At 72.3% G+C, this 17,599-nt stretch carries 14 protein-coding genes; 9 read left to right on the top strand and 5 right to left on the bottom strand.

Translation table 11 applies throughout. The features are described from left to right. Nucleotides 1-4 precede the first annotated feature (4 nt). The 3 genes from FBY22_RS23545 to FBY22_RS23535 all read right to left on the bottom strand — a co-directional run bounded on the left by FBY22_RS23545 (nt 5) and on the right by FBY22_RS23535 (nt 4,220). Entirely contained in the window at nt 5-421 is a 417-nt protein-coding gene (locus FBY22_RS23545) for an excalibur calcium-binding domain-containing protein (RefSeq protein ID WP_142149042.1), read from the bottom strand. 130 nt (nt 422-551) lie between these two features. Further along, on the bottom strand, nt 552-2,459 hold the full coding sequence (locus tag FBY22_RS23540) for a sulfatase (protein WP_142149040.1): 1,908 nt from the start codon (nt 2,457-2,459) through the stop codon (nt 552-554). A 147-nt stretch (nt 2,460-2,606) separates the two neighbouring features. Further along, the gene (locus tag FBY22_RS23535; protein WP_142149038.1) at nt 2,607-4,220 is read right to left on the bottom strand and encodes an acyl-CoA synthetase; all 1,614 of its coding nucleotides are present in this window, start codon (nt 4,218-4,220) and stop codon (nt 2,607-2,609) included. Between the two features lie 187 nt (nt 4,221-4,407). On the opposite strand from FBY22_RS23535, the gene FBY22_RS23530 reads away from it, so the two are divergent. From FBY22_RS23530 to FBY22_RS23490, 9 genes are all read left to right on the top strand, one after another. Then, complete coding sequence (locus tag FBY22_RS23530) at nt 4,408-5,208, top strand: crotonase/enoyl-CoA hydratase family protein (protein ID WP_142149036.1); 801 nt, start codon at nt 4,408-4,410, stop codon at nt 5,206-5,208. Between the two features lie 17 nt (nt 5,209-5,225). Further along, entirely contained in the window at nt 5,226-6,167 is a 942-nt protein-coding gene (locus FBY22_RS23525; protein WP_142149035.1) for a Zn-ribbon domain-containing OB-fold protein, read from the top strand. Continuing rightward, nucleotides 6,164-7,213 carry a thiolase domain-containing protein gene (locus FBY22_RS23520; protein ID WP_142149033.1) on the top strand — a complete coding sequence of 350 codons (1,050 nt, stop codon included), beginning with the start codon at nt 6,164-6,166 and terminating at the stop codon, nt 7,211-7,213. The genes FBY22_RS23525 and FBY22_RS23520 overlap by 4 nt, the downstream gene beginning before the upstream one ends. Next, a complete protein-coding gene (locus tag FBY22_RS23515) occupies nt 7,210-8,376 on the top strand; it encodes a thiolase domain-containing protein (RefSeq protein ID WP_142149031.1) in 1,167 nt (388 codons plus the stop codon). Before FBY22_RS23520 ends, FBY22_RS23515 begins: the two co-directional genes overlap by 4 nt. A gap of 92 nt (nt 8,377-8,468) precedes the next feature. Next, on the top strand, nt 8,469-8,714 hold the full coding sequence (locus FBY22_RS23510; protein ID WP_058928597.1) for a DUF397 domain-containing protein: 246 nt from the start codon (nt 8,469-8,471) through the stop codon (nt 8,712-8,714). 137 nt (nt 8,715-8,851) lie between these two features. Further along, nucleotides 8,852-9,754, top strand: coding sequence for a universal stress protein (locus FBY22_RS23505; protein ID WP_142149029.1), 903 nt, complete (start codon nt 8,852-8,854; stop codon nt 9,752-9,754). Between the two features lie 235 nt (nt 9,755-9,989). Further along, complete coding sequence (locus tag FBY22_RS23500) at nt 9,990-10,589, top strand: ABATE domain-containing protein (RefSeq protein ID WP_142149027.1); 600 nt, start codon at nt 9,990-9,992, stop codon at nt 10,587-10,589. Nucleotides 10,590-10,716: 127 nt separating this feature from the next. Continuing rightward, on the top strand, nt 10,717-13,614 hold the full coding sequence (locus FBY22_RS23495) for an AAA family ATPase (RefSeq protein WP_142149025.1): 2,898 nt from the start codon (nt 10,717-10,719) through the stop codon (nt 13,612-13,614). Nucleotides 13,615-13,666: 52 nt separating this feature from the next. Next, nucleotides 13,667-14,164: a hypothetical protein gene (locus FBY22_RS23490; protein ID WP_142149023.1), complete on the top strand. Its 498-nt coding sequence runs from the start codon at nt 13,667-13,669 to the stop codon at nt 14,162-14,164. Nucleotides 14,165-14,169: 5 nt separating this feature from the next. Here the strand turns inward: FBY22_RS23490 and FBY22_RS23485 are convergent, their stop codons facing one another. Both FBY22_RS23485 and FBY22_RS23480 read right to left on the bottom strand, forming a co-directional pair. Then, nucleotides 14,170-16,146, bottom strand: coding sequence for an N-acetylmuramoyl-L-alanine amidase (locus FBY22_RS23485; protein ID WP_142149021.1), 1,977 nt, complete (start codon nt 16,144-16,146; stop codon nt 14,170-14,172). Between the two features lie 266 nt (nt 16,147-16,412). After that, nucleotides 16,413-17,555, bottom strand: a complete 1,143-nt coding sequence (locus FBY22_RS23480) for an aminoglycoside phosphotransferase family protein (RefSeq protein ID WP_142149019.1) — start codon at nt 17,553-17,555, stop codon at nt 16,413-16,415. Between the last annotated feature and the right edge of the window lie 44 nt (nt 17,556-17,599).

Here is a 17,599-nt window from a genome sequence, read left to right as displayed (position 1 = left end):
GGCCTCAGTGCCTCCGGCCCAGCGCGGCCCTGCGGCGCCGCCGCAGCACCAGGTGACCGGCCGCCAGGCCGACACCGAGGACGGTGAGGCCGACTCCGCCGACCACCTCGAAGTCGGCGGGCCCCGTGCTGCCGCCGAGGCCCGCGTTGACACCCCGTTGCGGTACGACGGTGGCGGCAGCGGTGGCCGTTGCCGTGGCCGTGGACCGGTGCGGCAGGTCCTCGCAGGCGATGCCGTCGTTGTCCGCGTCCAGGCGGTTGGGGTCGCTCGGATCGCTGTTGAACACGGCCTGTGCGTCCTCCTGGAAGGCGAAGTCAGGGCAATTGAAGTTGTTCTGCGCGTGGGCCACGGCGGCCGCGGGCCCGACGGTCGCGACGAGCGCCAGCGCGGCCGTGCTCAGGGTGCGTGTGCATATGTTCATGGCGGGTCCCTTTCAGTGACGGTGAATCCGATTCACCGTCACTTCGACCCTAGGGACGGGTCCGGGCCCCCGGCGCGTCTTGCTACGCCGTCCGAAGGCCCCCGGCCCACGACCCCCGGCGGACGTGGGATCACCCGTCCTGCGGCCCGTACGCCGTCATGAACCGGTCCCGGAACGTGTTCATGCTCCACTCCGGCGCGTTGTCGGCCGGCTTGATGCCCTCCGTCCAGCCCCAGTCGGAGATGCGCTCCAGCACCTTGGGGTCACGGGCGACGACGGTGACCGGCACGTCCCTGTTGCTGGTGCCCCCGGTGACCGTCGGGACGGGCTGATGGTCGCCCAGGAAGACGAGGACGGTCTTGTCGTCGCCGTACCGCTGGACCCACTGGGTCAGGCTGTCCAGGGAGTACTGGATGGCCTTGCGGTACTCGGTCCGCACGCGCTTGGCGCTCTTCCAGACCTCCGTGGGGTTGGTTCCCTCCTTCTTGATCTTGTAGAAGACCTTGCCGTCGCCGAGGTCCTTCCAGTCGATCGTGTGGGCGATGGGCGACCAGGGGTTGTGGCTGGAGGCCAGGATGATCTCGGCCATGATCGGGTCGCGGTTCTTCTTGCCGTGCTCCAGCTTCTGGAAGGCCTCCAGGCTGAACTGGTCCGGGACCGGCGTCCAGCTGAAGTAGGGGCCCTGGTAGCCGAGGTGCGTGGAGTCGTAGATGTGGTCGAGGCCGAAGTACTTGCCCTCGGGCCAGGCCTTGCGGACGCCGGGCACGATGCCTACCGTCCGCCAGGCCCCGGTCTTCTGGAAGTAGCTGGTGAGGGTGGCTCGGTCGCTGGTGGTCAGGGTCCGGTACCGCTGCTGGTTCTTGACCCACAGGCCGGACAGGAAGGTGGAGTGGGCGAGCCAGCTGCCCGCACCGGTCACGGGCGACCTGAGCCAGCCGCTGCGCGCGGAGAAGCCCGCGGCCTTCAGCCGGGCGTCACCCGCCTTGAGCGTCGCGTCGACCTCCGGTCCCATCGTGGGATCGTCGATGGCCACGCGGCCGTAGCTCTCGATGAAGGTGAGCATGACGTCCTTGCCGCGCAGTCCGGTCAGCAGCTGGTCGGAGGGGGTTTTGGCGTAGGCGTCGACGGTGAGCTGCTTCTTGAAGACCTCGGCGTCCCCGAGGCCGTCGCTGACGTACTGCACACGGTTGGACAGGTACTGGGCGTAGCCCTTGGTGGCCACCGTGACGCCGCCGAACTGCACTCCCAGGGTGAAGCAGATGATCCACACGACGCCGAGGACCAGTGTGGAACGCACGGCCACGGGGCGGTGGCGGGCCACTACGTTCGCCAGCCGCACCGTCGCGAGCGCGCTCAGCACGAGCACGGCGAGGACCAGGGCGATCACCGCGATCACCGCGAACACCTCGCCCGTGCGGCCGAGGGAGTCCTTGAGGAAGTCCGCGGCGTCGCTGAGCAGGACCCAGTCGAAGACCAGGTCGAACGGCCTGGCCAGGGTCTGGCGGAAGCCCATGTCGAGGCACTTCAGGACGGCGGACAGTCCTAGGAGCACACCGAGGGCGGCGGCCGTGACCCGCCGGGCCCGCGAGGGCAGTGCGAGCAGGACGGCCGCGAGGAAGATCCCCTCGACGGGAAGGCGGAGGAAGGACTGGACGGTGATGTAGTCCAGCCGGTTCGGCACGAGCAGGACGACGAACACCAGCACGGCGGCCAGCACGGTCGTGCCCAGCCACACACCCCGCGCGGTACGGGGGAAGCGCCGCCGCCAGCCGAACCAGCCGGGGCGGGCGGGGGAGGGGGCCTGCGCGCCCGGCTCGACGCCGTCGCGGGCGGCGGTCTCCTGCGGTTCGGGCTCGGCTTCGTCGCGGGCGGCGGTCTCGGGGGCGGCTTCCGCCGCGGTGGGCGTCGTCGGCGTCGGCTCGGCGGCCGGCTCGGAGGCCTTCCGGGGGTCGTCGGTCGCCGTCACGTCGGGGTCCGGGCTCCCGTCGGCGTCCGCGTCCGTGTCCGGCAGCTGGCGAGGGGGCGTGAGGTGCGACACCCGTAGGTCCTTCCGTACGGTTTCCCGGTGCTGGTGCGGCGGACCGGGCCCGCAGGTCGGGGCCGCCTACCTCGCGTACGGACCGCCGTCACCCTCCGTTCAGGTCCGCAGGTCAACCGCGGGCAAAGACTACGCCCGCCCCCGCGCCTACCGGTCGGCGGCCTCCGCGACGTCCCGGGCCCACCGGTAGTCCGCCTTGCCGCTCGGCGACCGCCGTATCGCCTCTGTGATCACCAGCTGCCTGGGGATCTTGTAACCGGCGAGATGGGTGCGGCAGTACCTCTGGACGTCCTCCAGGGACGGCCGCGCCGCGCCCTCGCGCAACTGCACCACCGCCGCCACGTGGTTGCCCCACTTCGCGTCCGGCACCCCCGCCACCAGCGCGTCGTACACGTCGGGGTGGGACTTCAGGGCCTGCTCGACCTCCTCGGGGTACACCTTCTCGCCGCCGGTGTTGATGCACTGCGAACCCCGGCCGAGGACGGTGACCACGCCGTGTTCGTCCACCGTGGCCATGTCCCCGAGCAGCACCCAGCGCTCACCGTCCTTGTCGAAGAACGTCTCGGCGGTCTTCGCCGGGTCGTTGTAGTAGCCGAGCGGGACGTGGCCGCACTGCGCGACCCGGCCCACCTCGCCCGCCACGACCGGCTCATGGGTGGCTGGATCGACCACCTGCGTACGGGAGTTGACACGGATGCGGAAGCTCTGGCCGGCCCCGGAGTCGGCCGTCGCCGTGCCGTTGAAGCCGGACTCGGAGGAGCCGTAGTTGTTCAGCAGCACGGCGTGGGGGAGCAGCTCCTGGAACTGCCTGCGGACCGTCTCCGACAGCACCGCCCCGGAGGAGGAGACGCTGAACACCGACGAGCAGTCCGTGGCCTTCATGGGGCCGGCCAGCGCGTCGACCAGCGGCCGCAGCATCGCGTCACCGACCAGCGAGATGCTGGTGACCTTCTCCTTCTCGATCGTCCGCAGCACCTCCTCGGGCACGAACTTGCGGTGGATCACGACCCGTTGGCCGAAGTTGAAACCGATGAGCGAGGTGAGGGTCGAGGTGCCGTGCATCAGCGGGGGAGTGGGGAAGAACGTGATCCCGCTGCCCCCGGCCGCGACCCGCTCGGCGAGCTCCTCGGGCTTCTTCACCGGCTCACCGGTCGGCGCCCCGCCACCCAGCCCCGAGAAGAACAGATCCTCCTGACGCCACATCACGCCCTTGGGCATGCCGGTGGTGCCGCCGGTGTAGATGATGAACTGGTCGTCGCCCGAGCGCGCCGGGAAGCCGCGCTCCGGCGAGCCCGCCGCCTCGGCCTCGGTGAACGGCACCGCCGCCGAGACCCCCTCGTCCCCGCCGCCCACCCGCACCAGGTGACGCAGCCTCGGACACTGCGGCAGCGCCGCGGCCACCCGTGCGTCGAACTCCGCGTCGAAGACCAGCGCGGTCAGGTCGGCGTCCCGGTACAGGTAGACCAACTCGTCCTCGACATAGCGGTAGTTCACGTTGACCGGCACGATCCGCGCCTTCAGGCAGGCGAACACCGTCTGCAGGTACTCGATGCCGTTGTAGAGATGCAGTCCGAGATGCTCGCCGGGCCTGATCCCCGCGTCGATCAGGTGGTGGCCGATCCGGTTCGCCGCAGCGTCCAGCTCCGCGTAAGTCAGCCGGCGTTCCGCACCCGTCCCCGGATGGTCGATGTACACCAGGGCCTCGCGGTCGGGCACCACGTCGACGACCGACTCGAACAGGTCCGCAAGGTTGTACTCCACCGTTCCTCCTGACCCCGTGCAGCCGTGACGAAGAAAGGCGCATCCGTCGGTTCGCCGGTCATCAGAGCAAAGGGCACGGCAACTGTGAAGGGTTCGCGCGAAGAAATCTGACTACCTGTCAGAAAACTCTTGAAGTGCCTCCCGTGCTACTGCAACCTGTTCTCGTTCCCGGAGAGGGGAGATGGTCATGGGTGGGACGGAACACCTCACCGTCCGGCGCGAAGGCGCCACACTGGTGCTCACGCTCAACAGGCCCGACGCCAAGAACGCGCTCTCGCTGCCGATGCTGGTCGGCCTGTACGACGGCTGGCTGGAGGCCGACGAGGACGACGGGGTCCGGTCGATCGTGCTGACCGGCGCGGGCGGATCGTTCTGCGCCGGCATGGACCTCAAGGCCCTGGCCGGGCAGGGCACGCGGGGCGAGCAGTACCGGGACCGCCTCAAGGCCGACCCCGACCTGCACTGGAAGGCGCTGCTGCGCCACCACCGCCCCCGCAAACCGGTGATCGCCGCCGTCGAGGGCCACTGCGTGGCGGGCGGCACCGAGATCCTGCAGGGCACCGACATCCGCGTCGCGGGCGAGTCGGCGACCTTCGGACTCTACGAGGTCAGGCGCGGACTGTTCCCCATCGGCGGCTCGACCGTCCGGCTGCAGCGCCAGATCCCGCGCACCCACGCCCTGGAGATGCTGCTCACCGGGCGCCCCTACACCGCTCGGGAGGCCGCCGGCATCGGCCTGATCGGCCATGTCGTCGCCGACGGCACCGCGCTCGCCAAGGCACTGGAGATCGCCGAACAGGTCAACTCCTGCGGCCCGTTGGCTGTCGAGGCGATCAAGGCCTCGGTCTACGAGACCGCCGAGATGACCGAGACGGACGGCCTCGCCTCCGAACTCAAGCGCGGCTGGCCGATCTTCGACACCGCCGACGCCAAGGAAGGCGCCCGCGCCTTCGCGGAGAAGCGGCCGCCCGTCTACAAGCGCGCCTGACCAGAAGGAGACCGGGCATGCCCGAAGTCCTCAAAGCACCCCTCGCCGTCGAGTTCCCCTTCACCCGCTCCCTCGGCCCCGTCCAGAGCGCCTTCCTGACCGGTCTGCGCGAGCGCGTCGTGCTCGGCGTGAAGACCGTCGACGGCCGCACCCTGGTCCCGCCCGTCGAATACGACCCCGTCACCGCCGAGGAGATCCGCGACCTCGTCCCCGTGGCCTCCACCGGCACGGTCACCACCTGGGCCTGGAACCACGAACCCCGCCGCGGCCAGCCCCTCGACACCCCCTTCGCCTGGGTACTGGTCCGCCTCGACGGCGCCGACACCGCCCTGCTGCACGCCCTGGACGCCCCCGGCCCCGACGCCGTGCACACGGGCATGAGGGTCCGCATCCGCTGGGCCGAGGAGCGCTCCGGCGCCATCACCGACATCGCCTGCTTCGAGCCGTACGACGGTGACGACACGGAAGTCAGCGTGCACGCGGGGGAGTTCGAGGAACCGGTCACCGGCATCGTCGCCCCCGCCCGCCTCGACTACACCTACTCGCCCGGCCGCGCCCAGTCGGCGTACATCCACGCCCTCGCCGACCGCCGCACCGTCGGCGAACGCTGCCCCACCTGCCGCAAGGTGTACGTGCCGCCGAGGGGCGCCTGCCCCACCTGTGGTGTCGCCACCTCGGAACAGGTCGAAGTGGGGCCCCGCGGTACGGTCACCACCTTCTGCATCGTCAACATCAAGGCCAAGAACCTCGACATCGAAGTGCCGTACGTCTACGCGCACATCGCCCTCGACGGCGCCGACCTCGCGCTGCACGGACGCATCGGCGGCATCCCCTACGACCAGGTGCGCATGGGCCTGCGCGTCGAGGCGGTGTGGACCGAGGGGGCCCGCTACCCGGACCACTACCGGCCGACCGGTGAGCCCGACGCGGAGTACGACGCCTACAAGGAGCTGCTGTGACACGTGACATAGCACTGGTCGCCTTCGCCCAGACCGACCACCGGCGCACCACCGACGAGCTCTCCGAGGTCGAGATGCTCATGCCGGTCCTGCACGGTGTGCTCGACCAGACCGGCCTCAGGACCGCCGACATCGGCTTCACCTGCTCCGGCTCCAGCGACTACCTGGCCGGCCGCGCCTTCTCCTTCACCCTCGCCCTCGACGGCGTCGGCGCCTGGCCCCCGATCTCCGAGTCGCACGTCGAGATGGACGGCGCCTGGGCGCTGTACGAGGCGTGGACCAAGCTGCTGACGGGGGACGCGGACACCGCGCTCGTCTACTCCTACGGCAAGTCCTCGCCCGGCTCGGTGCGGGACGTGCTCACCCGGCAGCTCGACCCGTACTACGTGGCGCCGCTGTGGCCCGACTCCGTGGCCCTGGCCGCCCTCCAGGCACAGGCACTGATCGACGCGGGGGAGACCGACGAGCCCGCGCTCGCCGCCGTCGCCGCCCGCAGCCGCGCGGACGCCACCGCCAACTCCCACGCCCAGCTGAGGGGTTCCATCCCGCAGGGCGACTATCTCGTACGGCCCCTGCGCACCGGGGACTGCCCGCCCATCGGCGACGGCGCCGCCGCGGTGATCCTCGCCGCCGGCGAGCGAGCCCGTGAGCTGTGCGAACGGCCCGCCTGGATCCGCGGCATCGACCACCGCACGGAGGCCCACAGCCTGGGTGTGCGGGACCTGACCGACTCGCCCTCCGCCCGGCTGGCCGCCGAGAAGGCCGGCGCCTTCGAACGGCCCGTCGACACCGCCGAGTTGCACGCGCCGTTCACCTCCCAGGAGGTCGTGCTGCGCAAGGCGCTCCGGCTGGACGACACCGTGCGCGTCAACCCCTCCGGCGGCGCCCTCGCCGCCAACCCGATGATGGCCGCCGGGCTCATCCGCCTCGGGGAGGCCGCCGCCGCCGTCCACCGGGGCGAGTCCGACCGGGCGCTCGCCCACGCCACGTCCGGCCCGTGCCTGCAACAGAACCTGGTCGCCGTACTCGAAGGGGATCCGCGATGAGCAAGGAGCCCGTGGCCGTCACAGGGATCGGCCAGACCAAGCACGTGGCCGCCCGGCGCGATGTGTCGATCGCGGGACTCGTCCGCGAGGCGGCCCGGCGGGCCCTCGACGACGCCGAGCTGTCCTGGGCCGACATCGACGCCGTCGTCATCGGCAAGGCGCCCGACTTCTTCGAGGGCGTCATGATGCCCGAGCTGTACCTCGCCGACGCGCTCGGCGCGGTCGGCAAGCCCATGCTGCGCGTGCACACCGCCGGCTCCGTCGGCGGGTCCACCGCGCTGGTCGCCGCCAACCTGGTCGCGGCCCGCGTCCACGGCACCGTCCTGACGCTGGCCTTCGAGAAGCAGTCCGAGTCCAACGCCATGTGGGGGCTGTCTCTGCCGATCCCCTTCCAGCAGCCCCTGCTCGCCGGGGCGGGCGGCTTCTTCGCCCCGCATGTGCGCGCGTACATGCGGCGTACCGGCGCCCCCGACACGGTGGGCTCGCTGGTGGCGTACAAGGACCGGCGCAACGCGCTGAAGAACCCGTACGCGCATCTGCACGAGCACGACGTCACCCTGGAGAAGGTCCAGGCCTCGCCCATGCTCTGGGACCCGATCCGGTACTCCGAGACCTGCCCGTCCTCCGACGGCGCCTGCGCGATGGTGCTGACCGACCGGGCCGGCGCGGCCCGGTCGCCGCGGCCGCCTGCCTGGATGCTGGGCGGGGCGATGCGCAGCGAGCCCACCCTCTTCGCCGGGAAGGACTTCGTCTCCCCGCAGGCCGGCAAGGACTGTGCCGCCGACGTGTACCGGCAGGCCGGCATTGCCGACCCGCGCCGCGAGATCGACGCCGCCGAGATCTACGTGCCGTTCTCCTGGTACGAGCCCATGTGGCTGGAGAACCTCGGCTTCGCCGACGAGGGCGAGGGCTGGAAGCTCACCGAGTCGGGGGTGACGGAACTGGACGGCGATCTTCCCGTGAACATGTCGGGCGGGGTGCTGTCGACCAACCCCATCGGTGCCTCCGGCATGATCCGTTTCGCGGAGGCTGCCCTGCAGGTGCGCGGGCAGGCCGGAGAACACCAGGTGGAGGGCGCGCGGCGGGTCCTCGGGCACGCCTACGGAGGTGGATCGCAGTTCTTTTCCATGTGGCTCGTGGGCAGCGAACCCCCCACCTCCTGAAGGGCTCGCCAAAGGTCCCCTTCACGTGGCCTGTTGGCATCAGGGGTCGATCGCTAGGCTGGCCGCGGACGACGAATCGGGAGGAGCAGGACGTGGCCGAGAGCACCACCATCCAGCAGCACCCGCTCGCGGGCTGGGACAAGCCGGAGCTGGACCTCAGCAGCGCCGAATGGCACTCGAGCAGCCGTGGCCTGGGGGATGTCCAGATCGCCTTTGTCGAGGGATTCATCGCGATGCGCAACAGCGGCCGCCCGGAGAGCCCTTCCCTGATCTTCACACCGGCGGAGTGGGGCGCGTTCGTGTCGGGCGCGAGGGAGGGCGAATTCGACCTGACCTGAGCCGCGCGGTTCGTGCCGGCCGGGCGGTGTCCGCCGCCCGTTTCCCGGACACTCGACCTTGAGCACCTTCCCGGCGCCGACACCCTCCCGGGGCCGGCCCCCGGGAGGCGAGGTCGAGATCCGGAGGTGAGGACCCCATGGACAGCCTGCCCGTCGTCGCGGCGGTCGACGGTTCGGACGACAGCCTGCGCGCCCTGGACTGGGCGCTCGACGCCGCCCGCGAGCGCGGGGCCCCGCTGCGGGTGGTCCATGTGCGGCAGTACGCCGCCTGGGCCCAGCCCGACGTCCTGGTCGCCGGACCGCCGGACCCGGGCGACGACTCCGTGCTCGCCCAGGCGCGCGACCTTCTGAAGGACCGGTCCCACCCGCCCGGGATCGAGTACGTCGGCCTCGACGGCGCGCCGGGTGCCGTGCTGCCGGGGCTGGGTGCCACCGCGCGGTTGCTGGTCCTCGGCTCCCGCGGCCGGGGCGGCTTCGCCAGCCTGCTGCTCGGTTCCAACGGCATGGCCGCCGCCCGCGACGCCGAATGCCCGGTCGTCGTGGTTCCCCGGCCCGGACGCGAGGTGCACGGGGACGCGCCCGTCGAACCGGGGCCGCGCGTGGTCGTCGGTCTCCAGGTGGACGCTCCCGACGACGCCACCCTGTCCTTCGCCTTCACCGAGGCCGCGCTGCGCGGCGCCCGCCTCCAGGTCGTCGCCGCCTACGCGTGGCCGGTGCGGTCCTGGGCGGTCCCCGCCGAACTCGCCCCGGAGATGATCGACCAGGAGGCCGTCGAGAACGAGACCTGGACGCTCGCCGAGGGCTTCCTCGCCCCGCACCGCAAGAACCACCCCGATGTGCGCGCCGACGCCTTCGCCCTGCCGGGCGACGCGGCCGGGCTGCTGGTCGGCGCCTCCAAGGACGCGGACCTGGTCGTGGTCGGCCGCCACCGGCGCCGCCTGCTCGCACCGGCCCGCATGCTCGGCTCGGTCACCCAGGCGGTCCTCCTGCACGCGGCGAGCCCGGTCGCCGTCGTACCGCCGGAGCCCGGGGAGGGCTAGACCCTGTCGTCAGATTCCCGCCTGCCCGGAGGCGCCTGGCACGCGCGCTCGCGGCGTTGCCCAAACGCCCGAACAGCCCCGCTGTCAGGGCGCTCCGGCGCCTTGCGATCGCACGCACCAGACGCCTCCGGGCCCGCCCTGCGGGCGGACGACGGGAACTTGACGACAGGGCTGGATCCGCCGCTCCTCGGCGGAGGACGACTTAATGGATGGGCTCGGCCCTATCATTAGGGGCATGCCGGACCCGCTCGCTCCAGAAGCCCGACTCTGCCTCGACCTCGCCCTCACCGTCCGCCACGACGGCCACGGCGGCGTCGCCGACGACCTGAGCGACGCCGCCGGGCTCACCGCCTGGGTCCGCGACCACCCCCAGGCCGTGCCGGACGCCCACCGGTGGGTCGCCGACGAGGGCGACCTCACCGCCGTACGGGAACTGCGGGCGGCCGTCCGCGCCCTCTTCGCCCGCGCGGTGCGACCCGCCGAGCCCAGCCCCGCCGACGCCACCCGCCTCCTGCCCGTGCCCGACGCCCTCGCCCGCCTCAACGCCGCGGCCGCGCGCACCCCCACCGTGCCGGTCCTGCACTGGGACGACGACGCCGAACCCGCCGTGAGCCGCCATGCGCCCGACGGCGCCGAGGACCTCACGGCGGCCCTCGCCCAGGCCGCCATCGCTTTCCTCGCGGGCCCCGACCGGCAGCGACTGCGTGCCTGCCACGCACCGCGCTGCGTCCGCTACTTCCTCAAGGAGCACCCCCGTCAGGAGTGGTGCAAGCCCTCCTGCGGCAACCGCGCCCGGGTCGCACGGCATCACGAACGACACCGAAGCACTGTTTGAACCGGTTTCGGTCAGTAATGCTCGTACCACGGCGTGCAACCCGCCTGCGGCGTACTCTGAGGTGCCTGGAGGCCACGGTGCGTGTCCGCTCCCCGCGCGAACACACCACCGCGGCAGGGGGTATGCCATGGTGCAGCGTGTCGTACGGAGCAGCCGGACCCTCTTCGAGCGCGAGAGTGAACTCGCGGCCGTCGACGAGGCGTTGGCCGCACTCACCGGCCTGCGCGGGGACGGGGCGGAACCGCCCGACCCTCCCCGCGGCGCCCTCCTCGCCTTCGCCGGGCGCGCCGGCATCGGCAAGACCACCCTCCTCGCCGAGGTCCGGCGGCTCGCGACCGCGAAGGGCTGCACCGTGCTCTCCGCACGGGGCGGCGACCAGGAACAGCGCGTCGCCTTCCACGTCGCCCGCCAACTGCTCCAGCCCCAGTTCGCCGGAGCCGCACAGGCCGACCTGCGTGACTCACTGGGCAGTTGGTACGACATCGTCGGCCCCGCCCTCGGCCTGTGCGCGCCCACCCCGTCCGCCCCACCGGACCAACAGGGCCTGCGCGACGGCCTGGACTGGATCCTCACCCATCTCGCCGCACTGCGCGCCCCGATGGTGCTGGTGCTGGACGACGCCCACTGGGCCGACCCCGAATCCCTGCGCTGGCTCGCCGCGTTCGCGCCCCGCGCCGAACAACTCCCGCTGCTGATCGTCGTCGCCTACCGCCCGGACGAACTCCCCGAGCACGCCGAGTCGTTCAGGGGACTGCCCGGCCGCGCGGGCACGCGTCCCCTCGGTCTGGAACCGCTCAGCGCCGCCGCCGTCGCCCGGCTGGTACGCGAGACGCTCGGCGCCCGCGCCGACAACGCCTTCTGCCACGAGTGCTGGGCCGTCACCACCGGAAACCCCTTCGAGACCGTCGAGTTGCTCGCCAAGGTACGCGAGCGCGGTCTCACCCCGACCGAGTCCGCCGCCCCGCTGCTGCGCGACCTCGCCGCCGCCGTCAAGGGCAGCGGCCTGGTCGCCCGCCTGGAACGACTCGGCGCCTCCACCGTGCGCTTCGCCTGGGCCTGCGCCGTCCTCGGCACCGAGATCCATCCCCTGCTCGCCGCCGCCGTCGCCGGACTGGGCCACGAGGAGGCCGCCGACGCCGCCGACGCGCTGCGCACGGCCCGCATCCTCACCGGCGCCGAGACCCTGGAGTTCGTCCACCCGCTGATCGCCACCGCCGTCTACCGGGCCATCCCGCCCGGCGTCCGGGTCGCCCTCCACGGCCAGGCCGCCTGGTGCGTGATCAACGACGGACAGGGCCCCTCCGCGGCCGCCCGCCACCTGTTGGAGACCCACCCGGACGGCGACAACTGGGTCGTCCAGCAACTGCGCGCCGCCGCCGCACAGACCCTGCGCGCCGGCGCCCCCGACGCCGCCCGCGGCTACCTCGCCCGCGCCCTGCGCGAACCCCCGCCCCCCGGGGACCGCGCCGCCGTCCTGTACGAACTGGGCTCGGCCTCCCTGCTCACCGAGCCCGCCACCACCGTCAACCATCTGCGCGCCGCCCTGGAGGAACCGGTCACCGACCCGGGCCTGCGCCACCACATCGTCTACCGGCTCTCCCAGGTCCTCGCGCACAGCGACCATCTCGCCGAGGCCTCCGACACCCTCGCCCGCGAGATCCGCGTCACCGACGACGCCCGGGTCAGGCTGCGCATGGTCGCCGAACAGTTCATGTGGGACGCCTTCCGCGCCGACGAACCCGACCACCCCTCCCGCTCCCGCCGCCTGGCCAGGCTCGCCGACCGCCTGAGTGGCCGCGACCTCACCGAGCGCTACGTCATCGGCCTGCGCACCTGGGACGCCGTCCTGCGCGGCGAGCCCGCCCACATCGCCCTCCACCACGCCGAACGCGCCCTGGCCGGCGGCCTGGGCTGGGCCGAACCCGACCGCGGCTTCGAGGTGCCCGTTCTGGTCGCGCTCGCCTTCATGTACGCCGACCGGCCCGGGCGTACGGAAGAACTCTTCGCGGCCGGCATCGCCGACTTCGAACGCCAGGGCTGGCGCGGCGCCCACCTCTCCTTCGCCTACACGCTCCTCGCCTACGTCCGCTACCGGCGCGGCCGGCTCGCCGAGGCCGAGGACTTCGTCCGGGCGGGACTGCGGCTTGCCGAACGCGTCGGCCCCGGCACCCCCGCCGAGTGGTACGCCGTGGGCATCCTCATCCAGGTGCTGCTGGCCCGCGGCCGGGTCATCGAAGCCGCCCGGACGGGCGAGGACTACTCCTTCTGCGCGCCCTACCCGGCGGCCGTCGTCTTCCCCGACGCCCAGACCGTCTGCGGCGAACTGCTCCTCGCCCGCGGCCTGCACCGGAAGGCGGCCGAGGAGCTCTCCGCGGCCGGCCGCCGCCTCGACCCGCGCGGAATCCGCAACCCCGCATGGTGCCCCTGGCAGCTCCACCTCGCCCGCGCCGAGGCCCACACCAGCCCGGAACGGGCCGTCACCACCGCCCTCGAAGCGGTCGCCCGGGCCCGCCAGTTCGGCACCCCCTCGGCCGTCGGCCAGGCCTTGCGCACGGCCGCCGAAGTCTCCTCCGGCTCCGCCCGCGTCAAGTACCTGGAGGAGGCCGTCAGCCACCTCGAACGCTCACCTGCCGCCTACGAGCTCGCCTGCGCCCTCGTCGCCCTCGGCACGGAACTGCGCCGCAGCGGCCGTTCCCGGGAGGCGGCCGAGCATCTCTACCGGGGCCTCGACACGGCCGTCCAGTGCGGCGCCGACGGACTGGTCGAAGAAGCCCGCGACGAACTCACCGCGGCGGGGCTGCGCCCACGGCGCCTGCACAGCACCGAGACGGACACCCTGACCTCCCGCGAGCGCTCGGCGGCGAACCTGGCGGCGCAGGGCCGCACCGAGGCGGACATCGCGAGCGAACTGCACATCGACGAGCCGGCGGTCGTCCGCCTGCTCTCCGCGGTCTACCGCAAGCTCGGCACGGACAGCACGGGCCTGGCGGCCACCCTCAAGGCGACGGAGGACCGGGCCACCTAGGGGAGTACGACCAGCCCCCGCACCATGTCCGCCTGCCCCGTACCATTGGCGCATGTCGTTCCTCCGCCGCCGCAGCGCGACCCCCGCCGGCCCCGACTTCGACGTGCTGGCCATGGACCCGGGCGACTGGCCCGGCAACCTCGGCGCCGGCCTGCTGCCCGCCCCCGACGGCAGCTGCCAGGGCGTCTTCCTGCGCTACGACCTCTTCGGCGGCCGCGGCCCCGCGATGATCATCGGCAACCTGCCCGAGGGCTCCCCGGCCCGCGAGGTCGCCGAGGGCGAGATCCCCTTCGAGGTCGCCCAGCTCCTCCTCGCGCTGGAGAACGAGGAGGAAGTGACGGTCGTCGGCGTCGAGGACATGCCGGTCATGCAGGGCGACAACCTCCTGATCGTGCGCCGCCTCAAGCTCTCCGAGAGCCGGATCTCCTGCGTCCAGTTCGACCGCAGCGACAACGTCCTGGTGACCATCGCCGCCTGGGACCGACCCATCACCGACGACCTGTACGCCCTGCTGAAGCCACTCCCGGCGGAGCTTTTCCAGCAGGGCTGACCCGGCTACCGGCCCGAGGGCAGCACATCCACATCCGCCGCGCGCACGAACTCGACGCGATGGCCGTACTGGATCTCGTAGTACAGGTCCTTGCCGACCACCACCCGGTGCGCGTCGGTGGTGAAGGTGACCGCGTAGTAGTACTCGCCGGGCACCACGTCACCGACCACGTACTTCTGCCCCTTCGGAAGGGTGTACGGCAGCGGGGACACCGCCTGGACGGGCACGCCCGCCGGATAGGCCGCCGCCTCCGGGTAGGCCCGGCCGTACACCGGGACGCTGTCCAGGCCCGCCTTGGGCGTCACCACCAGACCGGAGGCCGGCACCGCCGTCGGGTCCTTGTGCGGGTTGCGGAACCACGCCTTCTGGCCCAGGTACCAGATCGCCGTCCAGTCCTTGTACCGCCCGGCGACCGCGTACTGCTGGCCGGTCGACACCCGCGAGCCCACATCGTTGACGTCGATCGTGGAGTCGGCGCCCTTGTGCAGGCCGACGTCCTTGATCAGCGGCGAGCTCTCGTCGTGGTCCGCGTACAACCGCACCTCACCGGAGCCGTGCGGCGCGCAGGGTTCGTCCTTGGTGACACAGCCCGTGTACTGCGGCTGGTTCGTGTCGTAGTCCGGCAGGATCGTCACCACTCCGGTGCTCTTGCCCGCGGTCCACCCGAAGGGGTGGCCGATCAGCTCGAAGTAGTGCCGCCAGTCCCAGTAGGGGCCGGGGTCGGTGTGCATGCCGGGGATGGTCGACGTCGTCGGGCCCGGGACGTTCTCGTGGCCCAGGATGTGCTGCCGGTCCAGCGGGATGCGGTACTTCGCGGCGAGATAGCGCACCAGCCGGGCCGAGGAGCGGTACATCGCCTCCGTGTACCAGGCGTCCGGCGAGGCGAGGAAACCCTCGTGCTCGATGCCGATCGACTTGGCGTTCACGTACCAGTTCCCCGCGTGCCAGGCCACGTCCTTGGCCTTCACATGCTGGGCGATCAGACCGTCCGTGGAGCGGATCGTGTAGTTCCACGACACATAGGTCGGGTCCTGGACCAGCTTCAGCACACCGTCCCAGGCACCCTCGGTGTCGTGCACCACGATGTACTTGATGCTCTGCGACGCCGGGCGGTCTCCCAGGTCGTGGTTGCCGTAGTCGTCCTCCCCGAACTGCTGGTAGGGGGCCGGGATCCACTCGCAGGACACGGACTTCGGGCACTCCGTGCCGTCGGCGGACACCGTCCGCAGGCCCGCGGCGCGCAGCTGCCCGGTGTCCGGGGCGAGAGACGGCCGGGCGGCCAGGACGACCTGCTGCCCGGCGTCCGTCAGGCGTTCCTCGCCGGTGCGGATCACGTCGTAGACATCGTTGGCGTACGCGGCAGCCGTCGCCGTGTCGTCGGCACCCGAGAAGCGGGCCACCGCCCCGTACCAGTCCGCCGGATCGGCGCTTAGCGGCTTGCCAAGGTCCCGCTGCGCGGCGGCGAGCAGCGCGGCTCCGCCGGTCACGTTGGCGGCCTCGTCCGTCCTCAGCCGCTCGGCCGGGATGCCGGTCAGCTCGGCCGCCTTCGGCAACGTCCGCAGCCGGGCGGGGAGTTCGGAGTCCGCCGGCAGCCGGACGTGGGGGTGCAGGGCGGCGCGGGCGCTGTCACCGCGGGCGTCCTCGGTGCCCTGGCTGTGGTGCGAGGCGGCGGCGAGCGCGCCGCGGGCGTCGGTGAGGTGCATCGGGCCGTAACCCCCGGACACGCTCGGCGCGCCGTCGTGCGCGTCCCACCGTGACTGCAGATAGGAGACGCCGAGCAGGACGCTCTGCGGGACGTGGTACTCGGCGGCCGCGGCCGCGAACGCCCGCTGCAGCGAGCCCGACGACGACTCGGCCGTGCTCGCCGCCGGGGCCGCGCCCAGCAGCGGCAGCAGCAGCGCCCCGGTCGCGAGGGCACTGGCGGCTCGACGGGTGTGTCTGTGGCCGGGGGCGGATGTGGGGTCGGTGACGGATCCTCGCAATGCAGCCTCCTGGGACGAGCGGGCGTGGCGGGGCGTGCAGGACCGGTGGTGGGTCTGTGGTACCGGCTTGCCGACGATCCGTCAATCATGCCCACGAGCAGGAGATTTCCCATGTCAACACGAGGATGGAGGAGTTTCCGGGCGGCGGCTCCCGGGCCTGCGGGGCGTCAGTGGAGTACACCAATGGCCCGTACGGGGGAGCCCGTCCAACACGAAGGTCCGCGGCGCGCTCCTCCCCCCGGGCGCACCGCGGACCTTCGTCCCCGTCAGCGAGTGCCGACCGCCGCGCGTACGGCCCGCCGGGCCAGCTGGCAGTCGTCGTGCAGCCGCCTGAGCAGCAGCCGCTGTTCCTCGCCGGACGGCGCGGCACTCGGGTGGGCCACCCCCGGTGCCGTCGGGGTCATGTCGTGCATCGAACGCTGCACGGCCGTCTCGTAGGTGCGGATCTCACGCGTGAGGACGAGCATCAGGTTCACCAGGAACGCGTCCCGCGAGGCCGGGCCCGCCGACTGCGCGATCTGGCTGATCTGACGGCGGGCCACCGGCGCGTCCCCGAGCACCGACCACAGGGTGGCCAGGTCGTAGCCCGGCAGATACCAGCCCGCGTGCTCCCAGTCCACCAGCACTGGACCGGCCGGTGACAGAAGGATGTTCGAAAGCAGTGCGTCACCGTGGCAGAACTGGCCCATGCCCTGCCGGCCCGCCGAGTGCGCGATGCCGTGCAGCAGCTTCTGCAGGTCGCCCATGTCCCGGTCGGTCAGCAGGCCCAGCTCGTGGTAGCGGGAGATCCGGGCCGCATAGTCCACGGGGGCGTCGAAGGTGCCCGCCGGCGGCCGCCAGGCGTTGAGCCGGCAGATCGCGCCGAGCGCCGCCCTGATGTCCGCCCGGGGAGGAGCCTCGGCCGGATGCCGCTGCAGCGCGGCCACCCGTCCCGGCATCCGCTCGATGACCAGTGTGCAGTTTTCCGGGTCCGCCGCGATCAGTCTCGGCACCCGCACCGGAGGGCGGTGCCGGACGAACGAGCGGTAAGCCGCTATCTCGTGCCGGATCCGCTCGGACCACACGGGCGAGTGGTCCACTAAACACTTGGCGACGGCCGTACTGCGCCCGGTCGTGCCGACCAGGAGCACGGACCGTCCGCTGCGGCGCAGCACCTGCACCGGAGCGAACTCCGGACAGATCCGGTGCACCGACGCGATCGCCGTACGCAACTGGGCGCCCTGAGGGCCGGACAAGTCGAGTCTCCCGCTGAGCGGTTGGGTGCCGGGCCCCGGGGCGCGCCGCGGCCGTCCCACGCCGAGCGCGGGGGCCACCGGACGCCCGGCGGGGTCGAGGTAGGGGCCGCTGCCCGCCGGGCGGGAGCGCAGCGACCGGGGCGGGGCGGACACGGAGGACGATGCTGCGTACATGGGCGAAACAGATCCCTTCGTGTGCCTGCATTGCCTGTGCTGAG

This window comes from Streptomyces sp. SLBN-31 (assembly GCF_006715395.1).
Lineage (GTDB): Bacteria > Actinomycetota > Actinomycetes > Streptomycetales > Streptomycetaceae > Streptomyces.
Note: the sequence above shows the minus strand (reverse complement) of the source record. Positions and strands in the feature narration are given on the sequence as shown.

Coding starts and splice junctions, on each gene's coding strand:
- FBY22_RS23545 (WP_142149042.1), bottom strand. CDS start 421: ATGAACATATGCACACGCACCCTGAGCACGGCCGCGCTGGCGCTCGTC.
- FBY22_RS23530 (WP_142149036.1), top strand. CDS start 4,408: ATGGGTGGGACGGAACACCTCACCGTCCGGCGCGAAGGCGCCACACTG.
- FBY22_RS23525 (WP_142149035.1), top strand. CDS start 5,226: ATGCCCGAAGTCCTCAAAGCACCCCTCGCCGTCGAGTTCCCCTTCACC.
- FBY22_RS23515 (WP_142149031.1), top strand. CDS start 7,210: ATGAGCAAGGAGCCCGTGGCCGTCACAGGGATCGGCCAGACCAAGCAC.
- FBY22_RS23505 (WP_142149029.1), top strand. CDS start 8,852: ATGGACAGCCTGCCCGTCGTCGCGGCGGTCGACGGTTCGGACGACAGC.
- FBY22_RS23500 (WP_142149027.1), top strand. CDS start 9,990: ATGCCGGACCCGCTCGCTCCAGAAGCCCGACTCTGCCTCGACCTCGCC.
- FBY22_RS23495 (WP_142149025.1), top strand. CDS start 10,717: ATGGTGCAGCGTGTCGTACGGAGCAGCCGGACCCTCTTCGAGCGCGAG.
- FBY22_RS23490 (WP_142149023.1), top strand. CDS start 13,667: ATGTCGTTCCTCCGCCGCCGCAGCGCGACCCCCGCCGGCCCCGACTTC.
- FBY22_RS23480 (WP_142149019.1), bottom strand. CDS start 17,555: ATGTACGCAGCATCGTCCTCCGTGTCCGCCCCGCCCCGGTCGCTGCGC.